Below are 23,274 nucleotides of genomic sequence, written 5' to 3'. Positions count from 1 at the left end.
GACCCTAGCGGTCGACGAGCCGGTCGAACTGGGTCGTCGTGTGGCGCAGATGGGCCACCAGCTCGTCCCCGACCCGCGGTTCCTGCGCGTCGGAAGGCACGAACAGGATCGACACCTGCATGTGCGGCGGCTCGGCGAACCACCGCTGCTTGCCCGCCCAGACGAACGGCGACAGGTTCCGGTTGACCGTGGCCAGGCCCGCGCGGGCGACGCCCTTGGCCCGCGGCATCACGCCGTGCAGCGCCTTGGGCGCCTCCAGGCCGACCCCGTGGGACGTACCGCCCGCGACGACGACCAGCCAGCCGTCGGAGGCGGCCTTCTGCTGGCGGTAGCCGAACCGGTCGCCCTTGACGACGGGGGTCACGTCCAGGACGGCCCCCCGGTACTCGGTGGCCTCGTGGTCGCCGAGCCAGAGCCGGGTCCCGATGCGGGCCCGGAAGCGGGTCTGCGGGAACTGCTGCTGGAGCCGGGCCAGTTCCTCGGCGCGCAGATGGCTGACGAACATGGTGTGCAGCGGCAGCCGGGCCGCGCGCAGCCGGTCCATCCAGCCGATGACCTCCTCGACGGCGTCGGAGCCGTCGGTGCGGTCCAGCGGCAGGTGGAGCGCGAAGCCTTCGAGCCGTACGTCCTCGATCGCCGCGTGCAGCAGCCCGAGCTCCTCCTCCTTGACGCCGTGGCGCTTCATCGAGCTCATGCACTCGATGACGACCCGGGCGCCCACCAGGGCATGCACCCCGTCGACGGAGGAGACGGACCGGATGACTCTGTCCGGCAGCGGAACGGGCTCCTCACCGCGCCGGAACGGGGTCAGGACGAGCAGGTCGCCGCTGAACAAGTCCTTGATCCGGGCGGCCTCGTATGTCGTGCCGACGGCGAGGGTGTCGGACCCGAAGCGGATCGTCTCGTCGGCGAGCCGCTCGTGGCCGAAGCCGTAGCCGTTGCCCTTGCAGACCGGTACGAGGCCGGGGAACTGGTCGAGCACGGACTTCTGGTGCGCCCGCCAGCGCGCGGTGTCGACGTAGAGGGAGAGCGCCATGGCCGGCCCGGAACCTTTCTGGTGGATGCGGTGAATCAGAAGGACGAACGGTGTGTGCCGAGGTCTTGCACTGTTCTATCGCTGTCTCGCTGTATTGAAGCGGGTCAGCGGCGCGACATGTAGATGTCGAGCGCCTTGTGCAGCAGCTTGTTGAGCGGGAAGTCCCACTCACCGACGTACTCGACGGCCTCGCCGCCGGTGCCGACCTTGAACTGGATCAGACCGAAGAGGTGGTCGGTCTCGTCCAGCGAGTCGCTGATGCCGCGCAGGTCGTAGACGGTGGCACCCATCGCGTACGAGTCGCGCAGCATGCGCCACTGCATCGCGTTCGACGGCCGGACCTCGCGTCCGATGTTGTCGGAGGCGCCGTAGGAGTACCAGACGTGTCCGCCGACGACGAGCATCGTGGCCGCGGAGAGGTTCACGCCGTTGTGCCGGGCGAAGTAGAGCCGCATCCGGTTGGGGTCCTCGGAGTTGAGGACCGTCCACATGCGCTGGAAGTACGAGAGCGGGCGCGGCCGGAAGTGGTCGCGCACAGCGGTGATCTCGTAGAGGCGCTGCCACTCGGCCAGGTCCTCGTAGCCGCCCTGGACGACCTCGACCCCGGCCTTGTCGGCCTTCTTGATGTTGCGGCGCCAGAGCTGGTTGAAGCCCTTGAGGACGTCCTCAAGGGAGCGGTTGGCGAGCGGCACCTGGAAGACGTAACGGGGCTGTACGTCACCGAAGCCGGCACCGCCGTCCTCGCCCTGCTGCCAGCCCATCTTGCGCAGCCGGTCGGCGACCTCGAAGGCGCGCGGTTCGATGTGGGTGGCCTCGACATCGCGCAGCCGCTTGACGTCCGGGTCCTGGATGCCGGACTTGATGGCCGCCGAGTCCCAGCGCCGGATGACCACCGGCGGGCCCATCTTCACGGAGAAGGCGCCCTGCTGCTTGAGGTGGGCGAGCATCGGCTGGAGCCAGTCGTCCAGGTTCGGGGCGTACCAGTTGATGACCGGGCCCTCGGGGAGGTACGCGAGGTAGCGCTTGATCTTGGGCAGCTGGCGGTACAGGACGAGGCCCGCACCGACGATCTGGCCGTTCTTGTCGAACCAGCCCAGATTCTCCGAGCGCCATTCGGTCTTCACATCAGCCCACGCCGGGACCTGGCAGTGACTTGCCGAGGGAAGGCTCTGGATGTACGCCAGATGCTGCTCTCGGCTGATGGTCCTCAGGGTCAGGCTCATGCGGGGCGCTCCTCGGCAGGTGTGTCCCCATCGGTCAGGGGCTCCGGCTCTCGCGCCGAAGCCTACTGTGACCGAGGGGGACCCGGCCTGGCCCCGTGGGCCCGGAGCGCACGGCGGACCGGCGCGAGCGCCCCTGGCGACCGCGCCGGCCGGTGCGCCGGTCAGGTGATCACGCCGCCGAAGAGACCGCCGTGCGCCATACCGAGGAAGAAGCCCACCGCCGACAGGCCGAGCCCGACGATCAGTCCGAACCGTTCCGCGGTGGTCCGGGAGATGAACTGTCCGTAGCCCCCGGTCAGGATGCCGACGAGACCGGCCCAGGAGCTGATCAGGTGCAGGTGGTGGAACATCGCCGTCACGAAGGCGAGGAGCCCCAGCACGAGCGTCACGGCGAGCAGGGTGTCCTGGAGCGGGTGCGGCTTCCCGTCCGTCGCGAAGAGCGAACCGGTGGCGGGGCGGATGGTCTGTGCCATGGAGTACCTCCTGGCCGGACGGGCGGTGGGTGCGACGCCGCACGCGCGGAGGCCGCTCTCACAGGGAGCGGTCGCGTGTAGCGCCTCTCACACCGCATCTGTCTCGATTGTGCCCTCTGAGCTCCGGATTTCAACCGGAAGCCGGTCTACGGGTAGTCTGTACGGTCTGCACCGGTGTCTGCCCAGGCCAGCACGGCGAGCCTCTCCCCGAACCCCCTCCACGGGACCGTTCGGAAGCGGGATCGTCAGTGCCGGGTGTTCTCCTCGGGGACACCGTTGCTCACGCATCACGACCCTCCTGCCACGGAACGACCGTGGCCGCTGAGTCCAAAGGAGGTGGGTTCCACATGCGTCACTACGAGGTGATGGTCATCCTCGACCCCGATCTCGAGGAGCGAGCAGTCTCCCCGCTGATCGAGAACTTCCTCTCCGTTGTCCGTGAGGGCAACGGAAAGGTGGAGAAGGTCGACACCTGGGGCCGTCGTCGGCTCGCTTACGAGATCAAGAAGAAGCCCGAGGGCATCTACTCGGTCATCGACCTGCAGGCCGAGCCTGCGGTCGTCAAGGAGCTCGACCGCCAGATGAACCTGAACGAGTCGGTCCTCCGGACCAAGGTCCTCCGTCCCGAGGTCCACTGAGCATTTAGCTCAGCGGTTTTCGGGTCCGAGTAGCAGCAAGCAGCCAGAAGCAATCCCCGCCGAGAGGTTCACCCATGGCAGGCGAGACCGTCATCACGGTCGTCGGCAATCTCGTCGACGACCCCGAGCTGCGCTTCACCCCGTCCGGTGCGGCGGTCGCGAAGTTCCGTGTCGCGTCCACACCCCGCATCTTCGACCGGCAGACCAATGAGTGGAAGGACGGCGAAGGCCTGTTCCTCACCTGCTCGGTCTGGCGTCAGGCGGCGGAGAACGTCGCGGAGTCGCTTCAGCGAGGCATGCGCGTCGTCGTGCAGGGCCGGTTGAAGCAGCGGTCCTACGAAGACCGTGAGGGCGTCAAGCGCACGGTCTACGAGCTGGACGTCGAGGAAGTCGGCCCCAGCCTCAAGAACGCCACGGCCAAGGTCACCAAGACCACCGGTCGCGGTGGTCAGGGCGGCCAGGGTGGATACGGCGGCGGCCAGCAGGGTGGCAACACCTGGGGCGGCGGTCCCGGTGGCGGTGGCCAGCAGGGCGGTGGCGGTGCACCCGCCGACGATCCGTGGGCGACCGGCGCGCCGGCAGGCGGCCAGCAGGGCGGGGCCCAGCAGGGCGGCTGGGGCGGAAGCCCCAGCGGTTCCGGCGGCTCTGGCGGCGGCTACTCGGACGAGCCTCCTTTCTAGGTCGGCTCGTACCCCACTTCTTGATCACACAGGAGAAACACCATGGCGAAGCCGCCTGTGCGCAAGCCTAAGAAGAAGGTCTGCGCGTTCTGCAAGGACAAGACCCAGTACGTGGACTACAAGGACACGAACATGCTGCGGAAGTTCATTTCCGACCGCGGCAAGATCCGTGCCCGCCGCGTCACCGGCAACTGCACGCAGCACCAGCGTGACGTCGCCACGGCAGTCAAGAACAGCCGTGAGATGGCGCTGCTGCCCTACACGTCCACCGCGCGATAAGGGAAGGGTGACAACAGCATGAAGATCATCCTCACCCACGAGGTCTCCGGCCTCGGTGCCGCCGGCGACGTCGTCGACGTCAAGGACGGGTACGCCCGCAACTACCTGGTTCCGCGTGGCTTCGCCATTCGCTGGACCAAGGGTGGCGAGAAGGACGTGGCGCAGATCCGCCGCGCCCGCAAGATCCACGAGATCGCGACGATCGAGCAGGCCAACGAGATCAAGGCCAAGCTTGAGGGCGTGAAGGTCCGTCTGGCCGTTCGCTCCGGCGACGCCGGCCGTCTCTTCGGCTCCGTGACCCCGGCCGACATCGCTTCGGCGATCAAGGCTGCCGGTGGTCCCGACGTCGACAAGCGTCGCGTCGAGCTCGGCTCGCCGATCAAGACGCTCGGCGGACACCAGGTGTCCGTCCGTCTGCACCCCGAGGTCGCAGCGAAGCTCGGCATCGAGGTCGTTGCTGCCTAAGGGCAGAGCTCAGCAGAGTCAGTGAAGGGCCGCACCCACGGGGTGCGGCCCTTCACTGCGTCCGGGGGAGTGTTTCACGTGAAACAGCGCCCCGGTCCCGCTCACCGTTTCACGTGAAACGTCGGTGCGTGGGGGCTGGATCGTCAGCGCGTGGCGCCGGTGACGATCCACCGGCCCGATCGCGCACGCAGCCAGAGCGTGGCGAGCCGGACGGTCATCATCAGCGTCATCGCCCACCAGAGTGCGGTGAGCCCGCCGCCTAGGGCGGGTACCAGGAGCGCGACCGGAGCGAAGACCGCGAGCGTCACGAGCATGGCCCAGGCGAGGTAGCGGCCGTCGCCCGCTCCCATCAGGACGCCGTCCAGGACGAAGACCACGCCGGCGATTGGCTGGGAAACCGCTACGACCAGGAGGGCGGGGAGCAGGGTGTCCTTCACGGTCGGGTCGCTCGTGAACAGCGGGATGAACAGGGGGCGGGCGAGCACGATCAGGATGCCGAGGACGATCCCGCTGCCGATGCCCCACTCGACCATGCGACGGCAGGCCTCGCGCGCGCCCTTCTCGTCGTTGGCTCCCAGATAGCGGCCGATGATCGCCTGGCCCGCGATGGCGATGGCGTCGAGCGCGAAGGCGGTCAGGCTCCAGAGGGAGAGGATGATCTGGTGTGCGGCGATGTCGCTGTCCCCGAGGCGGGCGGCGATGGCGGTGGCGATCATCAGGACGGCGCGCAGCGAGAGGGTCCTCACCAGCAGCGGCACCCCGGCCCGGGCGCTGGCCCGGATGCCGGCCGCGTCGGGGCGCAGGGAAGCGCCGTGTCTGCGGGCTCCGCGAATCACCACGACGAGGTAGGCGACGGCCATCCCCACCTGGGCGATCACCGTGCCCCATGCGGATCCGGCGATGCCGAGACCGGCCCCGTAGACGAGGGTCACATTGAGGAGGGCGTTCCCCGTGAAACCGCCGATGGCGACGTACAGCGGGGTGCGGGTGTCCTGGAGGCCGCGCAGTACGCCGGTGGCGGCGAGCACGACGAGCATGGCCGGGATGCCGAGGATGGAGATCCGCAGATACGTGATGGCGTACGGGGCGGCGGTGTCGGATGCACCGAAGATGTCCACCAGCCAGGGGGCGGACGGGAGCGCGAGCGCGACGACCGCGGCCCCGAGCAGGAGGGCGAGCCAGATACCGTCCATACCCTGGCGGATCGCAGCGGGCAGATCGCCCGCTCCCACACGGCGGGCGACGGCCGCGGTGGTGGCGTAGGCGAGGAAGACGAAGATGCTCACGGCGGTCATCAGGAGGGCCGCGGCGATCCCGAGGCCGGCGAGCTGCGGGGTGCCGAGGTGGCCGACGACAGCGCTGTCGACCATCACGAAGAGTGGCTCGGCGACAAGTGCTCCGAAGGCCGGAACCGCGAGGGCGATGATCTCTCGGTCATGCCGTCGACGGCTGTTCTTCGGGGGCGCGGGGGCCTGGGTCATGGGGGTCAATCTAATCTTCCACAGGTAAGAGATGCAATCCATCTTTGGCCCTTACGAGCCCGGTCCCGGCGGGCTTATCCCTGCACCGTTTGCAGTGATCTTGAAATGAGGGCGAAAGTTTTTCTCCCCCACAGTCAGTGGATGGAGAACGTGCAGGTCAGGGTGGTCACGCAGGTTCTGCTATGAGTTTGTCCACAGTGCTGTCCCCCGGTCCGTGCACAGGTTCGGAGGAGTTCTCCACAGCATCTGGTGCGTCGTCCACATGCCCTGTGGATAACCAGATTGGCTGACGGTGCCGACAGGCCTACCGTGTACCGGCGCCCGCACTCCGTTCCGGCACCGGAATCCACCGAACCAGACGCGCCGGAAGTGGAGTCGGGCGACCTGTTTGTCGGTGCCGTGCCGTAAGAAAGAGTGGCACGGCTAGGTCCGCGATGCGGACGGGAGGAGGTGGCCCGGTGAGCATTCCCGAGCCTTTGGACGACCCCTGGACCGAGGCCGGTCCCGGCGACCGTCTGCCTGCCTCCCGCCAGCGGCGCGGGGACCGCAAGGGGCGCGAGGACCGGCACGACCGGGGCTCGGACGAGGCCTGGGACGGCGGTTCCCCCGGGTTCGAGCGAGTGCCTCCACAGGATCTCGACGCCGAGCAGTCGGTCCTCGGCGGCATGCTGCTGTCCAAGGACGCGATCGCCGAGGTCGTCGAGGTCATCAAGGGCCACGACTTCTACCGCCCCGCCCACGAGACCGTCTTCACGGCGATCCTCGATCTCTACGCCAAGGGCGAGCCGGCCGACCCGATCACGGTCGCCGCCGAGCTGGTCAAGCGCGGCGAGATCACCAAGGTCGGCGGAGCGCCGTATCTCCACACCCTGGTTCAGTCCGTCCCGACCGCCGCCAACGCCTCGTTCTACGCGGAGATCGTCCATGAACGGGCGGTGCTCCGGCGGCTGGTCGAGGCGGGCACGAAGATCACGCAGATGGGATACGCGGCCGACGGGGACGTCGACGAGATCGTCAACTCCGCGCAGGCCGAGATCTACGCGGTCACCGAGCAGCGCACCAGCGAGGACTACCTCCCCCTCGGCGACATCATGGAGGGCGCGCTCGACGAGATCGAGGCCATCGGCTCGCGCAGCGGCGAGATGACCGGTGTGCCGACGGGCTTCACCGACCTCGACGCCCTGACGAACGGCATGCACCCCGGCCAGATGATCGTCATCGCGGCCCGCCCCGCCATGGGCAAGTCCACGCTGGCGCTGGACTTCGCGCGCGCCGCGTCGATCAAGAACAACCTGCCCAGCGTCATCTTCTCCCTCGAAATGGGGCGCAACGAGATCGCGATGCGTCTGCTGTCGGCCGAGGCGCGGGTGGCCCTGCACCACATGCGGTCCGGCACGATGACGGACGAGGACTGGACGCGGCTCGCGCGCCGGATGCCCGAGGTCTCCGCCGCTCCGCTCTACATCGACGACTCCCCCAACCTGTCGATGATGGAGATCCGCGCGAAGTGCCGCCGGCTCAAACAGCGCAACGACATCAAGCTCGTGATCATCGACTATCTCCAGCTGATGCAGGCCGGCGGATCGAAGCGTTCCGAGAGCCGCCAGCAGGAGGTCTCGGACATGTCCCGAAACCTCAAGCTGCTGGCCAAGGAGCTGGAGGTCCCGGTGATCGCGCTCTCACAGCTGAACCGTGGCCCCGAGCAGCGCACGGACAAGAAGCCGATGGTGTCCGACCTGCGTGAGTCCGGCTCCATTGAGCAGGACGCCGACATGGTCATCCTGCTCCACCGCGAGGACGCGTACGAGAAGGAGTCACCGCGCGCGGGCGAGGCCGACATCATCGTCGGCAAGCACCGCAACGGTCCGACGGCCACCATCACCGTGGCCTTCCAGGGGCACTACTCCCGTTTCGTCGACATGGCGCAGACCTGACGGGGCCCTCGCACGTTCGTGGCGGGCCCAGGTTTCCTCTTGCCGGGGCGGCAGCTCTCCGTTTCCACGTTGAATGATCATGCGTGGGCATGCATACTCTTCCCATGTCTAAGGTTCTCACCTCCCTGCCCATCGGCGAGCGCGTCGGCATCGCCTTCTCCGGCGGACTCGACACCTCGGTCGCGGTCGCGTGGATGCGCGACAAGGGTGCCGTCCCGTGCACCTACACCGCCGACATCGGCCAGTACGACGAGCCCGACATCGCCTCGGTGCCCGGCCGCGCCTCGACGTACGGTGCCGAGATCGCCCGGCTGGTTGACTGCCGGGCGGCGCTGGTCGAGGAGGGGCTGGCCGCGCTCACCTGCGGTGCGTTCCACATCCGTTCGGGCGGGCGTACCTACTTCAACACCACGCCGCTCGGCCGGGCCGTGACCGGGACCCTGCTGGTCCGGGCGATGATGGAGGACGACGTCCAGATCTGGGGCGACGGGTCGACGTTCAAGGGCAACGACATCGAGCGGTTCTACCGGTACGGGCTGCTGGCCAACCCGCACCTGCGGATCTACAAGCCGTGGCTGGACGCGGACTTCGTCACCGAACTCGGTGGCCGCAAGGAGATGTCGGAGTGGCTGCTCGCCCACGCGCTGCCGTACCGCGACAGCAGCGAGAAGGCGTACTCCACCGACGCCAACATCTGGGGTGCCACCCACGAGGCCAAGACCCTGGAGCACCTCGACGCGGGCATCGAGACCGTGGAACCGATCATGGGCGTCCGGTTCTGGGACCCCTCGGTGGAGATCGCTGCCGAGACCGTGACGATCGGCTTCGACCAGGGCCGCCCGGTGACGATCAACGGCAAGGAGTTCGCCACCCCGGTCGATCTGGTGATGGAGGCGAACGCGATCGGCGGTCGCCACGGCATGGGCATGTCGGACCAGATCGAGAACCGGGTGATCGAGGCCAAGAGCCGCGGCATCTACGAGGCGCCCGGGATGGCGTTGCTGCATGTGGCGTACGAGCGGCTGGTCAACGCCATCCACAACGAGGACACCCTGGACAACTACTACAACGAGGGGCGGCGGCTCGGCCGGCTGATGTACGAGGGCCGCTGGCTCGACCCGCAGGCGCTGATGATCCGCGAGTCGTTGCAGCGCTGGGTGGGGACGGCGGTCACCGGGGAGGTGACGATGCGACTTCGGCGTGGTGACGACTACTCGATCCTGGACACCGACGGCCCGGCGTTCAGCTACCACCCGGACAAGCTGTCGATGGAGCGCACCGAGGACTCCGCGTTCGGCCCGGTGGACCGGATCGGCCAGCTCACCATGCGCAACCTCGACATCGCCGACTCGCGAGCCAAGCTCGAACAGTACGCGGGCCTCGGCATGGTCGGATCGACCCACCCCGCGCTCATCGGCGCCGCCCAGGCGGCCTCGACCGGACTGATCGGTGCGATGCCCCAGGGCGGCGCCGAGGTCATCGCCTCGCGCGGCAGGGTATCCGGCGGCGACGAGATGCTCGACCACGCCGCGATGGAGTTCGGCACCGACTGAAGGGCAACGCAGCCCACCCGGCGTCCTGCCGATACTGGTTCGTCAGGAGTGCTTCCGTCGGGTAGGTGTTGCCCATGACTTCTCCCGGTGAAGACCTGCTCCCCAGTACCCGGCGCGCTCTGCTGCACCGTGCCGCCCTCGCCCAGCGGGACGGCCGCGCGCCGTCCCTCGTGGCGGCGGTGCAGCGGCAGGGGCGGCCGGTCTGGAGCGGGGCGCGTACATGCGTGGAGGGACATGCTCCCGACACCGATACGCAGTACAGAATCGGCTCGATCACCAAGACGTTCACCGCTGTCCTGGTGCTGCGGCTGCGCGACGAGGGTCTGATCGACCTGGATGACCCGCTGGAGAAGCACCTCCCTGGCACGAGTGCGGGGAGCGTGACCGTCTTTGAGCTGCTCGGGCACAGCGCGGGGTTGGGTGCCGAGGCGCCCGCCCCCTGGTGGGAGCGGACTCCGGGCACCCTGCGGCCCGAGCTCGCCGACGTACTGGGTGAGCGGCCTCGGACGCACCCCGCCGGTCACCGCCACCACTACTCCAACCCGGGCTACACCCTGCTCGGTGCGTTGGTCGAAGCGGTCCGGGGGGTCCCGTGGGAGGAGGCACTGCGCCGCGAGATCCTGGAGCCTCTCGGCATGCACCGCACGACGAGTGAACCCGTGGCGCCGCATGCGGGCGGCTGGGCCGTCCACCCCTGGGCCGATGTGATGCTGAGCGAGCCCGCCGAGGACCTCGGGCTGATGGCACCCGCCGGTCAGCTCTGGTCGACCGCGAGCGACCTGCTGCGGTTCGCCGCGTTCCTGACCGAGGGGGACGACCGGGTCCTGGCGGCCTCCTCCGTACGGGAGATGCGCGCGCCCGCCGCGCCGACCGAGACCGGGAGCAGCGGCTACGGTCTCGGCCTCCAGATCGTGACGGGTGCGGGGACCGTGCTCTTCGGGCACACGGGATCGCTGCCCGGATTCGTCGCCGGTCTGTGGATCAATGTGGATCAGGACATCGCCGCCGTCGTCCTCGCCAACGTCACCTCAGGCCTGCCTGCCGCCACGGTGGCCGCCGAACTCGTGGGGATCGTGGCGGAGGCCGAGCCGAGGATCCCGGAGCCCTGGCGTCCGCTGCCCGAGGTGGACGAGGAGTTGCTCGCCCTTACGGGGATCTGGCACTGGGGCACCCACACCTTCACGCTGAGGCTCCTGGCGGACCGTGGCCTGGAGCTCAAGCCGTGGGGCGGCAAGGGGCGTGGTGCTTCCTTCACCGCCGGGCCGGACGGCACCTGGACGGGCCAGGACGACTATTACGCGGGTGAGACCCTCCGCGTCGTACGCAAGGACGACGGCTCGGTGGACCACCTCGACCTCGGCTCGTTCGTGTTCACGCGGGAGCCCTACGAGGCGGGGGCGGCCGTGCCGGGCGGGGTGGACGCGGAAGGGTGGCAGGGTTTCGGCGGCTGACTCCGGGACCGGAACAGGGTGGGTGTTTCACGTGAAACACCCACCCGCCCCTTTGATCGGTCAGAGGGCGAGCTTGAAGCCCACGTGACTGGCCGTGAAGCCGAGCCGTTCGTAGAAGCGGTGTGCGTCCTCGCGAGTGACGTCCGAGGTCAGCTGCACCAACTGGCAGTTCTGCCGACGGGATTCGTCCACCGCCCACTGGATGAGCTGGGTGCCCAGTCCGCTGCCGCGTTCATCGCCGTGGATGCGGACGCCCTCGATGATCGAGCGGGTCGCGCCGCGGCGGGACAGCCCCGGGACGATGGTCAGCTGGAGAGTCCCCACGACGCGGTCCTCGCGCACGGCGACGACGACATGCTGGTTGGGGTCGTCGGCCAGCCGCTGGAACGCCGTCCGGTACGGGGCCAGATCGTCCGGTGACTCGCGCTGCGCGCCGAGCGGGTCGTCGGCGAGCATGGCGAGAACCGCCGGCAGATCGGCCTCCGCGAGGGGGCGTATTTCAAGATCGATCATGCTCGGCATCCTAGGGGCGGGAAGTCCTGGGCCGGGGATCACGCCCGCGCCGAAACCTTCAGCTCCTCGACCGCCCTGACCAGGGGAGCCAGCTCGGGGTTCTCCGCCGCCTCGTCCAGCGCGGACCGCAGAGCACGGTCGTTGGTCGGCCGGGCCGCTTCGAGCAGCGCGAGCCCTGCCTCGGTGACGTCGGTGTAGATGCCCCGACGGTCGGTGTCGCACAGATAGCGGGTCAGCAGCCCGCGGTCTTCGAGCCGGGTGACCAGGCGGGTGGTGGCGCTCTGGCTGAGGACCACGGCGTCGGCGACCTGCTTCATCTGAAGGTGGCCGCCGGCGCCGTTGTGCTGGCGGCTCAAAACGTCGAGCAGGGAGTACTCGCGTGCGCTGAGCCCGTGGCCCGTCTGGAGAGCCCGCTCGATGCGGGCCTCGATCTTCCCGTGGAGCAGGGAGAGGGAGCACCAGCCCTGGGCGATGGCAGTCAGGGCGGGGTCGGTCGCTGGCATGTCTCTCTCCTCCGGGCGGGAGCGGTGTGCCTCCAGGGTAGCGACGCCCGCAATAGCCCGCGTTTGCAATTAATCGGCGTCTGCAATTATTGTGTACGCCCGTAAGGCGCATGTGCAATCTTCATGGAAGGCGGAACCCCATGCCGCTCGCGCTCCTCGCCCTCGCCATCGGGGCATTCGGGATCGGAACGACCGAGTTTGTGATCATGGGGCTGCTCCCCGAGGTTGCGGCGGACTTCCAGGTCACTATTCCCACCGCAGGCTTCCTGGTGACCGGCTACGCGCTCGGCGTGGTCCTCGGCGCCCCGCTGATGACCCTGCTGGGCACCCGCGTCACCCGTAAGCGGATGCTGATGCTCCTGATGGGGCTGTTCATCGTGGGCAATGTGGTGTCCGCGCTGGCCCCTGTCTTCGGCGTCATGCTCGCCGGGCGCGTGATCGCCTCCCTCGCGCACGGTGCCTTCTTCGGCATCGGCTCAGTGGTCGCGGCCGATCTGGTCGCTCCGCAGAAGAAGGCCGGAGCCATCGCGATGATGTTCACCGGGCTCACCGTCGCCAACGTCGTCGGCGTACCGCTCGGCACCTACATCGGGCAGTCCGCGGGCTGGCGGACCACGTTCCTCATCGTCGCCGCCCTCGGCGTCCTCGGACTGCTCGGCGTCGCGAAGCTCATCCCTGAGCAGCCCAAGCCGGAAGGCGTGCGCATCCGCCATGAGCTGGCCGCGTTCCGCAACGTCCAGGTGCTTCTGGCAATGGCCATGACAGTCCTGGGCTTCGGCGGAGTCTTCGCCGCGATCACTTACATCACCCCGATGATGACCGAGGTCGCCGGCTACTCGGCCTCGTCCGTCACCTGGCTGCTGGTCCTCTTCGGCCTCGGCATGGTGGGCGGCAACCTGGTCAGCGGGAGGTTCGCCGACCGGCATCTGATGCCGATGCTGTACGTGTCGCTCGGTGCGCTCGCTCTTGCCCTCGGCCTGTTCACCGTGACCGCCCACAACAAGATCGCGGCTGCCGTCACCATCGTCCTGATCGGCGCCCTGGGCTTCGCGACCGTGCCGCCGCTCCAGAAGCGGGTCCTTGACCAGGCGGTGGGTGCGCCCACCCTGGCGTCCGCGGTCAACATCGGGGCCTTCAACCTCGGCAACGCCCTGTCTGCCTGGCTCGGCGGCCTGGTGATCGCGGCCGGTCTCGGCTACACCGCCCCCAACTGGGTCGGCGCCGTCCTCGCCGCATCGGCCCTGGTCCTGGCCGTGGTCTCCAGCCTGCTGGAGCGCCGCGAGCCCGCCGCCGACCACGTCGGTGTCGTGGGCGGCCCGGAGCCGGCGGTCGTCGCGGCCCGGCACTGAGGCCCGCCCCCCGACGCACTTCCGGACCGCCCGCACCACCTCGCACGACCCGCGCGGTGGCAACCGTCGCGCCACGCACCCCAGCACCCCGCAAGGAGCAGTTCCATGAACACCACCACCGCCACGACCGCCGTCGCCCCGCTGACCATCCAGGACGCCGAAGCTCTCGTGGAGACCGCCCGCTGCTCTTCATCGCCGGAGGCGTTCCCCTGCACCGGGGCGGCCGTCTGATCGGTGCCATCGGCGTGGGCGGCGGAGCGCCCTTGCAGGACCACGGCTTCGCCACGGCCGCCGCGGACACCTTCCTCTGAGCGTACGGCTCCCGGCCGCCGGGCCCCGTGGCGGTTGCGGCGGTGGCGCGTCAGCCCGTCGCCACCGAGAGCGAGGCGAACCTGCGGGTGGCGTCGCCCGGCAGATCCGGGATGCCGTATGTCATCACGGTGGTCCGGGCGAGGGGCTCCAGACCTCGGTCCGCCAGCCAGGAGAGCAGTTCCCCGTGACGGGCGTCGGCATCCGCCCGCAGCGGCCGGTCCGTCGTCGCGGCCAGGGCGGTGACCAGGGCCTGCGCGGTGTCCGTGTCCCGTGCGACCAGCGGGCCGATCACATGGGAGTGGCCGCTCGGCCAGAGCGCCGCGTAGCCGACCAGCTCGCCGTCCTCCTCGGCCACCTGGAGCCGGTCGGCGAAGGCCGGAAGCCGGGCGAGGAGGTGCGTCCGGTCGATGCCGAACACGGGGAGGTCGAGCCGGACCATCGCCTGTAGATCGGCAGCCTCCGCCGGACGCGTAGTCACCGGCGAGGCGTGGGCGGACGCCGGGGAGCCACCGGTGCCGTCCGCCCGGAAATGGCCGCCGACCCGCTCGGCCCGGCCCACGGGGAGAAAGCCGATCTTCTCGTAGAGCGGCTGCCCCTGCTCCGTCGCGTACAGGGCGAGCGGGGTGTCCCCGGCGTCTTCCATGACCTGCCGCATGAGCCGTCGGGCGAGCCCCTGACGTCCGTGGCGTCCGGCGACGAGCAGCATGCCGACGGCGGCTAGCCGGGGCCCGTACGACGTCAGCATGCAGGTCGCCGCCAGGCCCTTGCCGTCGGGGGCGTCGATTCCGTACCCCGTGCCCGCGGCGAGAAGCAGCCCCCACCGGTGCTCGTCGCGCGGCCAGCCGCGGTCCTCGCAGAGATCGGCGCAGGCGACCAGGTCCTCCCGGGACAGGCGCCGGATCGGCAGGTCGGCGGGAGAGCGGGGTGATGGGCTGTGCATGGGGTCAGGCTGTCTGACGGGATCATCACGCGTCCACCGGTTTGGCGGAACTGGCCGAGAACCGCAGCCGCCTGCCGCGTCGGATGAGGCCCCAGGATGTGCCCAGAGCCGGCACCAGACCGCTCAGCAGGGCGAGCAGTGCCACCAGGATCAGCCGCCAGTCCGAAGACCTCATGGCCCGGGTGGCGGCCTGTGCGGTGGCCGCGTCTGGGCGACGAGGAGCCCTCGCGTGCGGGGCGCCTGAGTGGTTTCACGTGAAACACGATGCCGAGCGACGAATGCCGGGCCGTCCGACGGCGGGAGTGTCCATGGATACCGGCAGGGGAGTACGGGCTCCTGCGGCTCCGGCCGCGTCAGCAGGCGGGGGGTGTCAGCCCAGGTCGGGGGCGTGCATCGCGCGTACGCCTTCGATGTTGCCGTCCAGGTAGTGCCGCAGGGAGAGCGGCACGAGGTGCACGGCCGCGATACCCACCCGGCTGAACGGCACCCGGACGATCTCGTACTCCCCGCAGGGTGCGTCGATCTCCGGTCCGTGCCGCAGGGAGGCGTCCATCGACGCCAGCCGGCAGACGAAGAAGTGCTGGACCTTCACGCCCGTCACGCCGCCGTCCGCGATGTGCTCGACCGTGTCGACGAAGCACGGGACCACATCGACGATCTTGGCCCCGAGCTCCTCGTCGACCTCACGGTGCAGGGCGTCGACGACAGTGGCGTCCTCCGGCTCGACCCCGCCGCCGGGCGTGAGCCAGTACGGATCGACTCCCGGCTTTGTGCGCTTGATGAGGACGAGATCGTCGCCGTCGAGCAGGATGGCGCGTGCGGTGCGCTTGACCACAGGACGTTCGGTCATGGCAAGAGAGTGGCCCGCGGAGCACCGTCTGAAACTCCGCCGGACCGTTCGCTTCCCCTCAGGCCCTACCGGCTTGCCGCGTCCAGAGCCTGTTCGACATCGGCCAGCAGGTCTTCGGGGTCCTCCGCGCCGACCGAGAAGCGGATGAAGCCCTCCGCCACGGCGTCGCCGCCCCAGCGGCCACGGCGCTCGGCGGTGGAGCGGACGCCGCCGAAGCTCGTCGCGTCGTCGACCAGCCGCAGCGCGGACAGGAAGCGTTCGGCGTGCTCCCGGTCGGCCAGTTCGAAGGACACCACCGAGCCGAACCGCCGCATCTGGAGCACCGCTGTGGCGTACGAAGGATCGGTGGGCAGCCCCGGATACCGCAGCCCGGTGACTTCCGTACGCTTCGCCAGCGCCTCGGCGAGGGCGAGGGCGGTGGCGCACTGGCGGTCGATGCGCAGCTGGAGCGTGGCCAGCGAGCGGTGTGCGAGCCAGGCCTCCATCGGGCCCGGGATCGCACCGACGACCTTGCGCCAGCGCCGTACGTCCGCTGTCAGACCGGGGTCGCGGCAGGTCACATGGCCGAGCAGGATGTCGCCGTGCCCGGTCATGCCCTTGGTGTCGCTGGCCACAGAGAAGTCGGCGTCCAGCTCCAGCGGGCGCTGGCCGATCGGGGTGGCCAGGGTGTTGTCGACCGCGACGAGCGCGCCTGCCGCGTGGGCGGCCTTCACCAGCCGCCGGATGTCGCAGACGTCCAGACCGGGGTTGGACGGACTCTCGATCCACAGCAGCTTCGCGCCCTCCAGCAGGGCTAGCTGGGCATCGCCGCCGGTCGGCGCGGTCCGGACCTCGACGCCGTACGCCGTCAGCTGCTCGCGTACGAGCGGCAGCGCCTGGTAGCCGTCGTCCGGCAGGACCACGGCGTCGCCCGAGCGCACCTGGGACAGCAGCACCGCGGTGATCGCCGCCATGCCCGAGGCGAACACCGTCGTGTCCACCTCCTCACCCGGCGCCTCCAGCTCGCCGATGGCCCGCTCCAGGTGGGTCCAGGTCGGGTTGGTCTCCCGGCCGTAGGTGTAGGGCCCCACCGGCTCGCCCGAGAGGTGGAAGTGGGCGGCGAAGACCGGGCCGGGCAGAGTCGGTTCGAACTGCTCCGGTTCGGGAAGCCCGGCCCGTACCGCACGCGTTCCGTCGCCCATGGTGCTCATGCTGCTCCTTCGCTGGTCTCCCCCGGTCACCGGCCGAGGTGACCCGCACTCTTCCAGAGGTCGGGAACAGCGGTGGGGCGGGTCCGCGATCCGAGAGGCCCGGGATCAGTTCTCGTCGGGCAGGACGACGTTGAGCGCCCAGGACACGACCGAGATGATCAGGCCACCGAGCACTGCCGTCCAGAATCCGTCGACGTTGAAGCTGAGATCGAACACGCCGGCCAGCCAGGAGGTCAGCATCAGCATCAGGGCGTTCACCACCAGGGTGATCAGCCCGAGCGTCAGGATGAACAACGGGAAGGTCAGGAGCTGGACCACCGGCTTCACCAGGAAGTTCACCAACCCGAAGATCAGCGCGACCAGGATCAGGGTGAGGACCTTGCGGCCGGTGCTGCCGCCCTCCAGGGTGATGTTGCCCAGCAGCCAGATGGCCACGGCCAGCGCACCCGCGTTGGCGATCGTCTTGACTACGAAATTCTTCATGTGTCTGATCGTGGCAGACATGATCGGTGGTGGACACCGGCAGCACAGCCACCATCGGCAGCACAGTTATCACCGCAGCGCGGGCGACTAGGGGCGGACGGGCCATGAAGGCATTCAGACTGGACGAGCTGGAGGCGGAACGGGCCGCCAACGACGGCGCCTACCTGCAGTTCGTACGGGAGCGGAACATGTCCGTCGGCCTGTACGCCCTGAACGCCGGGGAGACCGATCCGCAGCAGCCGCACCAGCAGGACGAGGTCTACTTCGTCGTCAGCGGCCGCGCGTCGATCACGGTGGGGATGGAGACGACACAGGTCGGCCGGGGCAGCGTCGTCTACGTGCCCGCGGGGGTGGCCCACAAGTTCCACCACATCACCGAGGACCTGCGGGTGATGGTCGTCTTCTCCCCGCCGGAGGGATGATCCCCGGGTTCCCTAAGGGTTCGATCAGGGGTCTTCAAGGGCTCCCGGGGCCCCGCCCGAGGCCTCCGCGCGCTTAGCATCGAGGCAGGTACTCAAAGAGAGACGAGGTAGAGGCGATGGCCGTGCGGGAGATATTCGCAGGGATGCCCTGGTGGGTGAAGTGGGTGGCGATTCCCGTCATCGCGATCTTCGTGTTCGGCGGACTGATCGCCAGCGTGGTCGGATTCGTGATCAGCCTGCTCTTCAAGGCGCTGGTCTTCGTCATCCTGGTCGGCGGGCTGATCTTCGTCGTACGCAAGTTCATGACGTCGTCGTCCTCGCGTGGTGACTGGTAGTAACACGATCGGGGGGCCGGTGCGTTGCCCCCGGGGATTAGCCCAGCTGAGCTAAGTCCCGGAGGAAACCACCCGTCTGCCGGAGGCGGCCGATACAGTGACACACCGTTGCCGCTATCCGGAATGTGACGTTCAGTCACCGAGCCGCCCGAACGGTCATGGGTCCGGTTTCCCGGTTCCCCGGTGCTCTCCGGTCCTCGGGATCGCGGCAGGCCCGTGGGGGCGGCCCCCACGGGAGGGCTGATGGCCCGTCACCATGCCTGGGGGTGACCTTTGACCACGGCATCGAGCACCGCTGTCCCGACGTTGATCGCTTCGGTTCAGCGGGCGTTGAGGCTGCTGGAGGCTGTGGGCGCCCATCGGGAGGGGGCGCCGGCCAAGCAACTCGCACGTGAGGCAGGGCTTCCGCTGCCGACCGCGTACCACCTGCTGCGCACGCTCGCCCACGAGGGCTATCTCCGCCGGGAGAACGGTGTCTTCCACCTCGGTGCGGCCGCCGCGAACCTGACCGCGGCCCCGGGGGTCAGGAGCCGTCCCTCCTCCGTCGCCGACTCCCTCGGCCACTGGCGGGACACCATTGGCACCCCCGTGTACTGCGCGGTCTACTGCGAGGGCGAGATCGAGCTCATCGCGGTCGCGGACGCCCCCGACATCCCCGCGGTGGAGGAGTGGGCCTCGTTCCGGGAGACCGGCCACGCGCATGCGATCGGCCAGTGTCTGCTCGCCCAACTCGACGAGAGGGCCCGCGAGGATCACCTCGACCGGCACCCCGTGCGCCCGCTCACCCGTTACTCAGTGCGAGATCGAGCGGCACTTCTTGAGCGGCTGCGAACGCTCCGGAGAGGTGAACCGGTCATCGAACGCCAGGAGTACGCACTGGGGACCGTCTGTGCCGCGATTCCGGTCACGGCCGGTGCCACCATTGCGGCGATGGCCATTTCCGTACCCCTGGACCGTGAGGAACGGTTGCTGCCCGCAGTCGAACAGCTACGTGGCGAAGTGGCCAGCCTCTTGCGTTCGTTCGTGTTCTCTATCAGTATCTGAAAAATCACTCCTTGTGATCTGCTATCGCGTGCACCACGATGGCGTCAATAGGGCCATGGGGGATCATTCCTGGCCAGTTTCATCTACTGCGGGGTTGAACGATGCGCGAATCGGTTCAAGCAGAGGTCATGATGAGCTTCCTCGTCTCCGAGGAGCTCTCGTTCCGTATTCCGGTGGAGCTCCGGTACGAGGTCAGCGATCCGTACGCCATCCGGATGACGTTCCACCTGCCCGGCGATGCCCCTGTGACCTGGGCGTTCGGTCGCGAACTGCTGCTGGACGGGCTCAACAGCCCGAGCGGCGACGGAGATGTGCACATCGGTCCGACCGAGCCGGAAGGGCTGGGAGATGTGCACATCCGGCTCCAGGTCGGCGAGGACAGTGCGCTGTTCCGCGCGGGCACGGCACCGCTGGTGGCGTTTCTCGACCGGACGGACAAGCTGGTGCCGCTCGGTCAGGAACACACGCTGGGTGACTTCGACGGGAACCTGGAGGAGGCGCTGGGCCGCATCCTGGCCGAGGAACAGAACGCCGGCTGACCGCCTCTCACTTCTTGCGGCGGCGGCCCCTTCCGGTCCGCGCGGGCGCGGCGGCCGTGGCCGCGATGGCGCCCGTGCCCGGGCGGTCCGCGGATACCACCAGCGCGGCGAGCCCCGTGGTCACCGGCACCGAGGCGACCAGGCCGATCGAACCGACCAGCGTGCGGACGATCTCCTCGGCGACCAGCTCGCTGTTGGCGACCGTTCCCACACTGCTCTGCGCGATGGAGAAGAGCAGCAGCAGCGGCAGCGCCGCGCCCGCGTACGCCAGCACCAGGGTGTTGACCACCGAGGCGATGTGGTCCCTTCCGATCCGGATACCTGCCTGGTAGAGCCCCTTCCACCCCATCTCCGGGTCGGCCTGGTGGAGTTCCCACACGGCGGAGGTCTGGGTGACCGTCACATCGTCGAGCACACCGAGCGAACCGATGATGACGCCGGCGAGCAGCAGACCGCTCATGTCGATGTCCGGGTACAGACCGTGGATGAGGCCGGTGTTGTCGTCGGTGTTGCCGCTCAGGCTCGCCCAGCCGATGAAGAGCGAGCCCAGCAGCCCGATCAGCAGCAGCGAGATCAGCGTTCCGATGACCGCGACGGACGTTCGGGCCGTCACCCCGTGGCACATGTAGAGCGCCGCCAGCATGATGGCACTGGCCCCGATCACCGCTACCACCAGCGGATTCGAGCCCTGAAGGATCGCCGGGAGGATGAACAGGGTCAGCACGGCGAACGACACGGCGAGCGCCACCAGCGCCATCACACCGCGCATTCTGCCCACCAGGACCACGGCCAGGGCGAAGATCCCGGCCAGCAGCGCCATGGGGACCTTCCGGTCCACGTCGGTGACCGAGTACTGGAGGTCGCGCGGTGCGTCGGGAGCGTACGCCACGACCACGCCCTGGCCCTCGCGCAGCTGGCGGGGCGCGTCCGGCTGTACGACCTCGACGAACCTCCGGCCCTTGTCGTCTCCGGTGGTCACCTCGATCGTGGCCTTCGCGCACTCCCCCTCCTGCTCGTTGACGGCCTCCCGGCCCGAGGGCGTGGAGGTGTCGCCGGTCGGGGGCACCTGAGCGGCGTTGACGTCCGCGCAGTCGACCTTGACGACCTGGACGACCTTGCCGTCCTGGGTCTGCCGGTCGAAGCCGACGCCTGTGCGTTCGTGGTCGGGGACGCCGCCGGGCCAGAACGCGATCAGGCCGACGACGACCGCCGTCGCGAACGGGATCACCACGGCGGCGATGACCTTGCGCAGGTGCTTGGAGACCGGGGCGGCCGGACCGTGGCTGTGCGAATGCCCGTGGGTGTGGTCGTGCGGGGGGCCCTGGGGCGGCTGGGGTGCGGGGTCGCTCTGGGGAGAGGTCACGGAGGGATCATCGCAAGAACGGCAGGGCCCTCTGGTCAGCTCGCCGGGAAGGACGCTAGCGTGGAGGCACCTTTGCACACGCGGGAGCTCGGAGCACCGGGCTGAGAGGGCGCTGATCGCCGTACATCCGTACGGGGCACGCTGCGCCGACCGCCGAACCTGTTACCGGGTAATGCCGGCGTAGGGAGTAGGTCTCATGACCACAGCGGACGCACGCACGCCTGCCTCCGATCGGAACGACGACGAGGCCGGGAAGTCCATCGGCTGGCACAAGGGGTACGTCCAGGGCTCACGCCCGGACCTCCGGGTGCCGGTTCGACAGGTGCACCTCACCAATGGCAAGGATGTGACGCTGTACGACACCTCGGGGCCGTACACCGACGCCTCCATCGACACCGACGTCCGCCGCGGCCTCGCGCCCCTGCGGGAGAACTGGATCATCGCCCGCGGCGACACCGAGGAGTACGCGGGCCGCCCGGTCCGGCCCGAGGACGACGGGCTCAAGCACACCTCGCCGCGCGGCGGACTGCGCAACCTCGACGCGGTCTTCCCCGGCCGCCCGCGCCAGCCGCGCCGCAGCCGTGACGGGCGGCCCGTCACTCAGCTCGCGTACGCCCGGCGGGGGGAGATCACCCCGGAGATGGAGTACGTCGCGATCCGGGAGAACGTGGAGCCCGAGGTCGTCCGCGAGGAGATCGCGGCGGGCCGGGCGGTGCTGCCGGCCAACGTCAACCACCCGGAGATCGAGCCGATGATCATCGGCAAGCGGTTCCTGGTGAAGGTCAACGCCAACATCGGCAACTCGGCGGTCACCTCCTCCATCGAGGAGGAGGTGGACAAGATGACCTGGGCGACCAAGTGGGGCGCCGACACGGTCATGGACCTGTCCACCGGGCGCAACATCCACACCACCCGCGAGTGGGTGCTGCGCAACTCCCCCGTGCCGATCGGGACCGTTCCGCTCTACCAGGCCCTGGAGAAGGTCGACGGCCGGGCCGAGGAGCTGACCTGGGAGATCTACAAGGACACCGTCATCGAGCAGGCCGAGCAGGGCGTGGACTACATGACGGTGCACGCCGGAGTGCGCCTGCCGTATGTCCCGCTGACGGCTCGCCGTAAGACCGGCATCGTCTCGCGCGGCGGCTCGATCATGGCGGCCTGGTGCCTGGCGCACCACAAGGAGTCGTTCCTGTACGAGCACTTCGAGGAGCTCTGCGAGATCCTCGCGACGTACGACGTCACCTACTCGCTCGGCGACGGGCTGCGCCCCGGCTCGATCGCGGACGCCAACGACGAGGCGCAGTTCGCCGAGCTGCGCACGCTGGGCGAACTGAACACGATCGCCAAGCGGTTCGGCGTCCAGACGATGATCGAGGGCCCCGGGCACGTCCCGATGCACAAGATCAAGGAGAACATCGACCTCCAGCAGGAGATCTGCGAGGAGGCGCCGTTCTACACGCTCGGCCCGCTGACCACGGACGTCGCGCCCGCCTACGACCACATCACCTCGGGCATCGGCGCCGCGATGATCGCCTGGTGGGGCACGGCGATGCTCTGCTACGTCACGCCCAAGGAGCACCTGGGGCTGCCCAACCGGGACGACGTGAAGACGGGCGTGATCACCTACAAGATCGCCGCCCACGCGGCCGACCTGGCCAAGGGGCACCCGGGCGCGCAGGAGTGGGACGACGCGCTCTCGGACGCGCGGTTCGAGTTCCGGTGGGAGGACCAGTTCAACCTGGCCCTCGACCCGGACACGGCCCGGGAGTTCCACGACGAGACGCTGCCCGCCGAGCCGGCGAAGACAGCGCACTTCTGCTCGATGTGCGGTCCGAAGTTCTGCTCGATGAAGATCTCCCAGGACATCCGCCGTCAGCACGGTGGCTCGCAGGAGGAGATCGAGCAGGGCATGGCCGAGAAGTCGAAGGAGTTCGCGGCCGCGGGCAACCGGGTCTATCTGCCCATCGCGGACTGACCCGGCCCGATCACCGACAGCCTGTTCCGGCCCTCCTCGGTGGGCCGGAACAGGCTGGGTCCGTTTCCTTGCGCTATGGGTGACTTGATGGCGTTGATGGCCATATGCCCTGGTTGGGCCGCTTGTTAAGCGACAGTATGGACACGGTCGTGTGGCAGCTGTATGTATGTTTGGCTATCAGCTCACCTTGGCTTGACCCTTTCCTTATCCGTGGCTTACTTTCCGGCTTGCTTGGCTGAAATT

Annotated in this window: 26 protein-coding genes and 1 pseudogene; 15 read left to right on the top strand and 12 right to left on the bottom strand. The window is 68.9% G+C overall.

Features of this window, described 5'->3' with window-relative positions; translation table 11 throughout:
- Positions 1-4: 4 nt before the first annotated feature.
- The 3 genes from ACZ5WC_RS10590 to ACZ5WC_RS10580 all read right to left on the bottom strand — a co-directional run bounded on the left by ACZ5WC_RS10590 (position 5) and on the right by ACZ5WC_RS10580 (position 2,732).
- Positions 5-1,036: an alanine racemase gene (locus ACZ5WC_RS10590; protein ID WP_468540420.1), complete on the bottom strand. Its 1,032-nt coding sequence runs from the start codon at positions 1,034-1,036 to the stop codon at positions 5-7.
- A 104-nt stretch (positions 1,037-1,140) separates the two neighbouring features.
- Positions 1,141-2,259, bottom strand: coding sequence for a lipid II:glycine glycyltransferase FemX (locus tag ACZ5WC_RS10585; protein ID WP_096629846.1), 1,119 nt, complete (start codon positions 2,257-2,259; stop codon positions 1,141-1,143).
- A 161-nt stretch (positions 2,260-2,420) separates the two neighbouring features.
- On the bottom strand, positions 2,421-2,732 hold the full coding sequence (locus ACZ5WC_RS10580) for a hypothetical protein (protein WP_096629845.1): 312 nt from the start codon (positions 2,730-2,732) through the stop codon (positions 2,421-2,423).
- 347 nt (positions 2,733-3,079) lie between these two features.
- Here ACZ5WC_RS10580 and rpsF point away from each other — a divergent pair, with 347 nt between their 5' ends.
- The 4 genes from rpsF to rplI all read left to right on the top strand — a co-directional run bounded on the left by rpsF (position 3,080) and on the right by rplI (position 4,794).
- Positions 3,080-3,370, top strand: coding sequence for a 30S ribosomal protein S6 (gene rpsF / locus ACZ5WC_RS10575; protein ID WP_006126011.1), 291 nt, complete (start codon positions 3,080-3,082; stop codon positions 3,368-3,370).
- A gap of 74 nt (positions 3,371-3,444) precedes the next feature.
- Positions 3,445-4,050 carry a single-stranded DNA-binding protein gene (locus ACZ5WC_RS10570; protein WP_096629843.1) on the top strand — a complete coding sequence of 202 codons (606 nt, stop codon included), beginning with the start codon at positions 3,445-3,447 and terminating at the stop codon, positions 4,048-4,050.
- A gap of 42 nt (positions 4,051-4,092) precedes the next feature.
- Positions 4,093-4,329: a 30S ribosomal protein S18 gene (rpsR, locus tag ACZ5WC_RS10565; protein WP_003967857.1), complete on the top strand. Its 237-nt coding sequence runs from the start codon at positions 4,093-4,095 to the stop codon at positions 4,327-4,329.
- 18 nt (positions 4,330-4,347) lie between these two features.
- Complete coding sequence (rplI, locus tag ACZ5WC_RS10560) at positions 4,348-4,794, top strand: 50S ribosomal protein L9 (RefSeq protein WP_096629842.1); 447 nt, start codon at positions 4,348-4,350, stop codon at positions 4,792-4,794.
- 143 nt (positions 4,795-4,937) lie between these two features.
- Here rplI and ACZ5WC_RS10555 read toward each other — a convergent pair whose 3' ends face one another.
- Entirely contained in the window at positions 4,938-6,275 is a 1,338-nt protein-coding gene (locus ACZ5WC_RS10555; RefSeq protein WP_468540419.1) for an MATE family efflux transporter, read from the bottom strand.
- A gap of 458 nt (positions 6,276-6,733) precedes the next feature.
- Between ACZ5WC_RS10555 and dnaB the strand changes: the two genes are divergently transcribed.
- The 3 genes from dnaB (at position 6,734) to ACZ5WC_RS10540 (ending at position 11,213) form a co-directional block, all read left to right on the top strand.
- Entirely contained in the window at positions 6,734-8,209 is a 1,476-nt protein-coding gene (gene dnaB / locus ACZ5WC_RS10550) for a replicative DNA helicase (protein WP_096629839.1), read from the top strand.
- Positions 8,210-8,313: 104 nt separating this feature from the next.
- A complete protein-coding gene (gene argG / locus ACZ5WC_RS10545) occupies positions 8,314-9,762 on the top strand; it encodes an argininosuccinate synthase (RefSeq protein WP_468540418.1) in 1,449 nt (482 codons plus the stop codon).
- 74 nt (positions 9,763-9,836) lie between these two features.
- Positions 9,837-11,213 carry a serine hydrolase domain-containing protein gene (locus ACZ5WC_RS10540; protein ID WP_468540417.1) on the top strand — a complete coding sequence of 459 codons (1,377 nt, stop codon included), beginning with the start codon at positions 9,837-9,839 and terminating at the stop codon, positions 11,211-11,213.
- 60 nt (positions 11,214-11,273) lie between these two features.
- On the opposite strand, the gene ACZ5WC_RS10535 is transcribed toward ACZ5WC_RS10540, so the two are convergent.
- Both ACZ5WC_RS10535 and ACZ5WC_RS10530 read right to left on the bottom strand, forming a co-directional pair.
- A complete protein-coding gene (locus ACZ5WC_RS10535; RefSeq protein WP_468540416.1) occupies positions 11,274-11,726 on the bottom strand; it encodes a GNAT family N-acetyltransferase in 453 nt (150 codons plus the stop codon).
- Positions 11,727-11,764: 38 nt separating this feature from the next.
- Positions 11,765-12,229 (bottom strand): MarR family winged helix-turn-helix transcriptional regulator, encoded by a 465-nt coding sequence (locus tag ACZ5WC_RS10530; protein ID WP_468540415.1) that lies wholly within the window; start codon positions 12,227-12,229, stop codon positions 11,765-11,767.
- A 140-nt stretch (positions 12,230-12,369) separates the two neighbouring features.
- Here ACZ5WC_RS10530 and ACZ5WC_RS10525 point away from each other — a divergent pair, with 140 nt between their 5' ends.
- From ACZ5WC_RS10525 to ACZ5WC_RS10515, 3 genes and pseudogenes are all read left to right on the top strand, one after another.
- Positions 12,370-13,578 (top strand): MFS transporter, encoded by a 1,209-nt coding sequence (locus ACZ5WC_RS10525; protein WP_468540414.1) that lies wholly within the window; start codon positions 12,370-12,372, stop codon positions 13,576-13,578.
- A gap of 105 nt (positions 13,579-13,683) precedes the next feature.
- Positions 13,684-13,809, top strand: coding sequence for a hypothetical protein (locus ACZ5WC_RS10520; RefSeq protein ID WP_468540560.1), 126 nt, complete (start codon positions 13,684-13,686; stop codon positions 13,807-13,809).
- Positions 13,752-13,889 (top strand): annotated as a pseudogene (locus tag ACZ5WC_RS10515) (heme-binding protein); the annotation flags it as partial. The gene ACZ5WC_RS10520 and the pseudogene ACZ5WC_RS10515, both read left to right, overlap by 58 nt.
- Before the next feature lie 50 nt (positions 13,890-13,939).
- Here ACZ5WC_RS10515 and ACZ5WC_RS10510 read toward each other — a convergent pair.
- The 5 genes from ACZ5WC_RS10510 to ACZ5WC_RS10490 form a co-directional block, all read right to left on the bottom strand.
- The gene (locus ACZ5WC_RS10510; RefSeq protein WP_468540413.1) at positions 13,940-14,830 is read right to left on the bottom strand and encodes a GNAT family N-acetyltransferase; all 891 of its coding nucleotides are present in this window, start codon (positions 14,828-14,830) and stop codon (positions 13,940-13,942) included.
- Between the two features lie 25 nt (positions 14,831-14,855).
- Positions 14,856-15,005, bottom strand: coding sequence for a hypothetical protein (locus tag ACZ5WC_RS10505; protein WP_468540412.1), 150 nt, complete (start codon positions 15,003-15,005; stop codon positions 14,856-14,858).
- 195 nt (positions 15,006-15,200) lie between these two features.
- Positions 15,201-15,680 (bottom strand): NUDIX domain-containing protein, encoded by a 480-nt coding sequence (locus ACZ5WC_RS10500; RefSeq protein ID WP_096629830.1) that lies wholly within the window; start codon positions 15,678-15,680, stop codon positions 15,201-15,203.
- Positions 15,681-15,745: 65 nt separating this feature from the next.
- The gene (locus tag ACZ5WC_RS10495) at positions 15,746-16,870 is read right to left on the bottom strand and encodes a cystathionine gamma-lyase (RefSeq protein ID WP_468540411.1); all 1,125 of its coding nucleotides are present in this window, start codon (positions 16,868-16,870) and stop codon (positions 15,746-15,748) included.
- Positions 16,871-16,975: 105 nt separating this feature from the next.
- Positions 16,976-17,353 carry a phage holin family protein gene (locus ACZ5WC_RS10490; protein WP_468540410.1) on the bottom strand — a complete coding sequence of 126 codons (378 nt, stop codon included), beginning with the start codon at positions 17,351-17,353 and terminating at the stop codon, positions 16,976-16,978.
- A 104-nt stretch (positions 17,354-17,457) separates the two neighbouring features.
- Between ACZ5WC_RS10490 and ACZ5WC_RS10485 the strand changes: the two genes are divergently transcribed.
- From ACZ5WC_RS10485 to ACZ5WC_RS10470, 4 genes are all read left to right on the top strand, one after another.
- A complete protein-coding gene (locus ACZ5WC_RS10485; RefSeq protein WP_096629825.1) occupies positions 17,458-17,775 on the top strand; it encodes a cupin domain-containing protein in 318 nt (105 codons plus the stop codon).
- A 122-nt stretch (positions 17,776-17,897) separates the two neighbouring features.
- Complete coding sequence (locus tag ACZ5WC_RS10480) at positions 17,898-18,110, top strand: DUF5326 family protein (protein ID WP_468540409.1); 213 nt, start codon at positions 17,898-17,900, stop codon at positions 18,108-18,110.
- A 273-nt stretch (positions 18,111-18,383) separates the two neighbouring features.
- A complete protein-coding gene (locus ACZ5WC_RS10475; protein WP_468540408.1) occupies positions 18,384-19,154 on the top strand; it encodes an IclR family transcriptional regulator in 771 nt (256 codons plus the stop codon).
- A 101-nt stretch (positions 19,155-19,255) separates the two neighbouring features.
- Positions 19,256-19,693 carry an SsgA family sporulation/cell division regulator gene (locus ACZ5WC_RS10470; RefSeq protein ID WP_096629822.1) on the top strand — a complete coding sequence of 146 codons (438 nt, stop codon included), beginning with the start codon at positions 19,256-19,258 and terminating at the stop codon, positions 19,691-19,693.
- 7 nt (positions 19,694-19,700) lie between these two features.
- Here ACZ5WC_RS10470 and ACZ5WC_RS10465 read toward each other — a convergent pair whose 3' ends face one another.
- Positions 19,701-21,056 carry a YibE/F family protein gene (locus ACZ5WC_RS10465; protein ID WP_468540407.1) on the bottom strand — a complete coding sequence of 452 codons (1,356 nt, stop codon included), beginning with the start codon at positions 21,054-21,056 and terminating at the stop codon, positions 19,701-19,703.
- Positions 21,057-21,252: 196 nt separating this feature from the next.
- Here ACZ5WC_RS10465 and thiC point away from each other — a divergent pair, with 196 nt between their 5' ends.
- Entirely contained in the window at positions 21,253-23,031 is a 1,779-nt protein-coding gene (gene thiC / locus ACZ5WC_RS10460) for a phosphomethylpyrimidine synthase ThiC (protein WP_096629818.1), read from the top strand.
- Positions 23,032-23,274: the final 243 nt, after the last annotated feature.

Source organism: Streptomyces sp. NPDC033165 (assembly GCF_055577965.1).
The sequence above is the reverse complement of the archived record's forward strand: the minus strand, read 5'-3'. Positions and strand labels throughout refer to the sequence as shown.

Bases quoted from the DNA above. Each gene is read 5' to 3' on its own strand.
- ACZ5WC_RS10590 (WP_468540420.1), bottom strand. From the start codon at position 1,036: ATGGCGCTCTCCCTCTACGTCGACACCGCGCGCTGGCGGGCGCACCAG.
- ACZ5WC_RS10585 (WP_096629846.1), bottom strand. From the start codon at position 2,259: ATGAGCCTGACCCTGAGGACCATCAGCCGAGAGCAGCATCTGGCGTAC.
- ACZ5WC_RS10580 (WP_096629845.1), bottom strand. From the start codon at position 2,732: ATGGCACAGACCATCCGCCCCGCCACCGGTTCGCTCTTCGCGACGGAC.
- rpsF (WP_006126011.1), top strand. From the start codon at position 3,080: ATGCGTCACTACGAGGTGATGGTCATCCTCGACCCCGATCTCGAGGAG.
- ACZ5WC_RS10570 (WP_096629843.1), top strand. From the start codon at position 3,445: ATGGCAGGCGAGACCGTCATCACGGTCGTCGGCAATCTCGTCGACGAC.
- rpsR (WP_003967857.1), top strand. From the start codon at position 4,093: ATGGCGAAGCCGCCTGTGCGCAAGCCTAAGAAGAAGGTCTGCGCGTTC.
- rplI (WP_096629842.1), top strand. From the start codon at position 4,348: ATGAAGATCATCCTCACCCACGAGGTCTCCGGCCTCGGTGCCGCCGGC.
- ACZ5WC_RS10555 (WP_468540419.1), bottom strand. From the start codon at position 6,275: ATGACCCAGGCCCCCGCGCCCCCGAAGAACAGCCGTCGACGGCATGAC.
- argG (WP_468540418.1), top strand. From the start codon at position 8,314: ATGTCTAAGGTTCTCACCTCCCTGCCCATCGGCGAGCGCGTCGGCATC.
- ACZ5WC_RS10540 (WP_468540417.1), top strand. From the start codon at position 9,837: ATGACTTCTCCCGGTGAAGACCTGCTCCCCAGTACCCGGCGCGCTCTG.
- ACZ5WC_RS10535 (WP_468540416.1), bottom strand. From the start codon at position 11,726: ATGATCGATCTTGAAATACGCCCCCTCGCGGAGGCCGATCTGCCGGCG.
- ACZ5WC_RS10530 (WP_468540415.1), bottom strand. From the start codon at position 12,229: ATGCCAGCGACCGACCCCGCCCTGACTGCCATCGCCCAGGGCTGGTGC.
- ACZ5WC_RS10525 (WP_468540414.1), top strand. From the start codon at position 12,370: ATGCCGCTCGCGCTCCTCGCCCTCGCCATCGGGGCATTCGGGATCGGA.
- ACZ5WC_RS10520 (WP_468540560.1), top strand. From the start codon at position 13,684: ATGAACACCACCACCGCCACGACCGCCGTCGCCCCGCTGACCATCCAG.
- ACZ5WC_RS10510 (WP_468540413.1), bottom strand. From the start codon at position 14,830: ATGCACAGCCCATCACCCCGCTCTCCCGCCGACCTGCCGATCCGGCGC.
- ACZ5WC_RS10505 (WP_468540412.1), bottom strand. From the start codon at position 15,005: ATGAGGTCTTCGGACTGGCGGCTGATCCTGGTGGCACTGCTCGCCCTG.
- ACZ5WC_RS10500 (WP_096629830.1), bottom strand. From the start codon at position 15,680: ATGACCGAACGTCCTGTGGTCAAGCGCACCGCACGCGCCATCCTGCTC.
- ACZ5WC_RS10495 (WP_468540411.1), bottom strand. From the start codon at position 16,870: ATGAGCACCATGGGCGACGGAACGCGTGCGGTACGGGCCGGGCTTCCC.
- ACZ5WC_RS10490 (WP_468540410.1), bottom strand. From the start codon at position 17,353: ATGAAGAATTTCGTAGTCAAGACGATCGCCAACGCGGGTGCGCTGGCC.
- ACZ5WC_RS10485 (WP_096629825.1), top strand. From the start codon at position 17,458: ATGAAGGCATTCAGACTGGACGAGCTGGAGGCGGAACGGGCCGCCAAC.
- ACZ5WC_RS10470 (WP_096629822.1), top strand. From the start codon at position 19,256: ATGCGCGAATCGGTTCAAGCAGAGGTCATGATGAGCTTCCTCGTCTCC.
- thiC (WP_096629818.1), top strand. From the start codon at position 21,253: ATGACCACAGCGGACGCACGCACGCCTGCCTCCGATCGGAACGACGAC.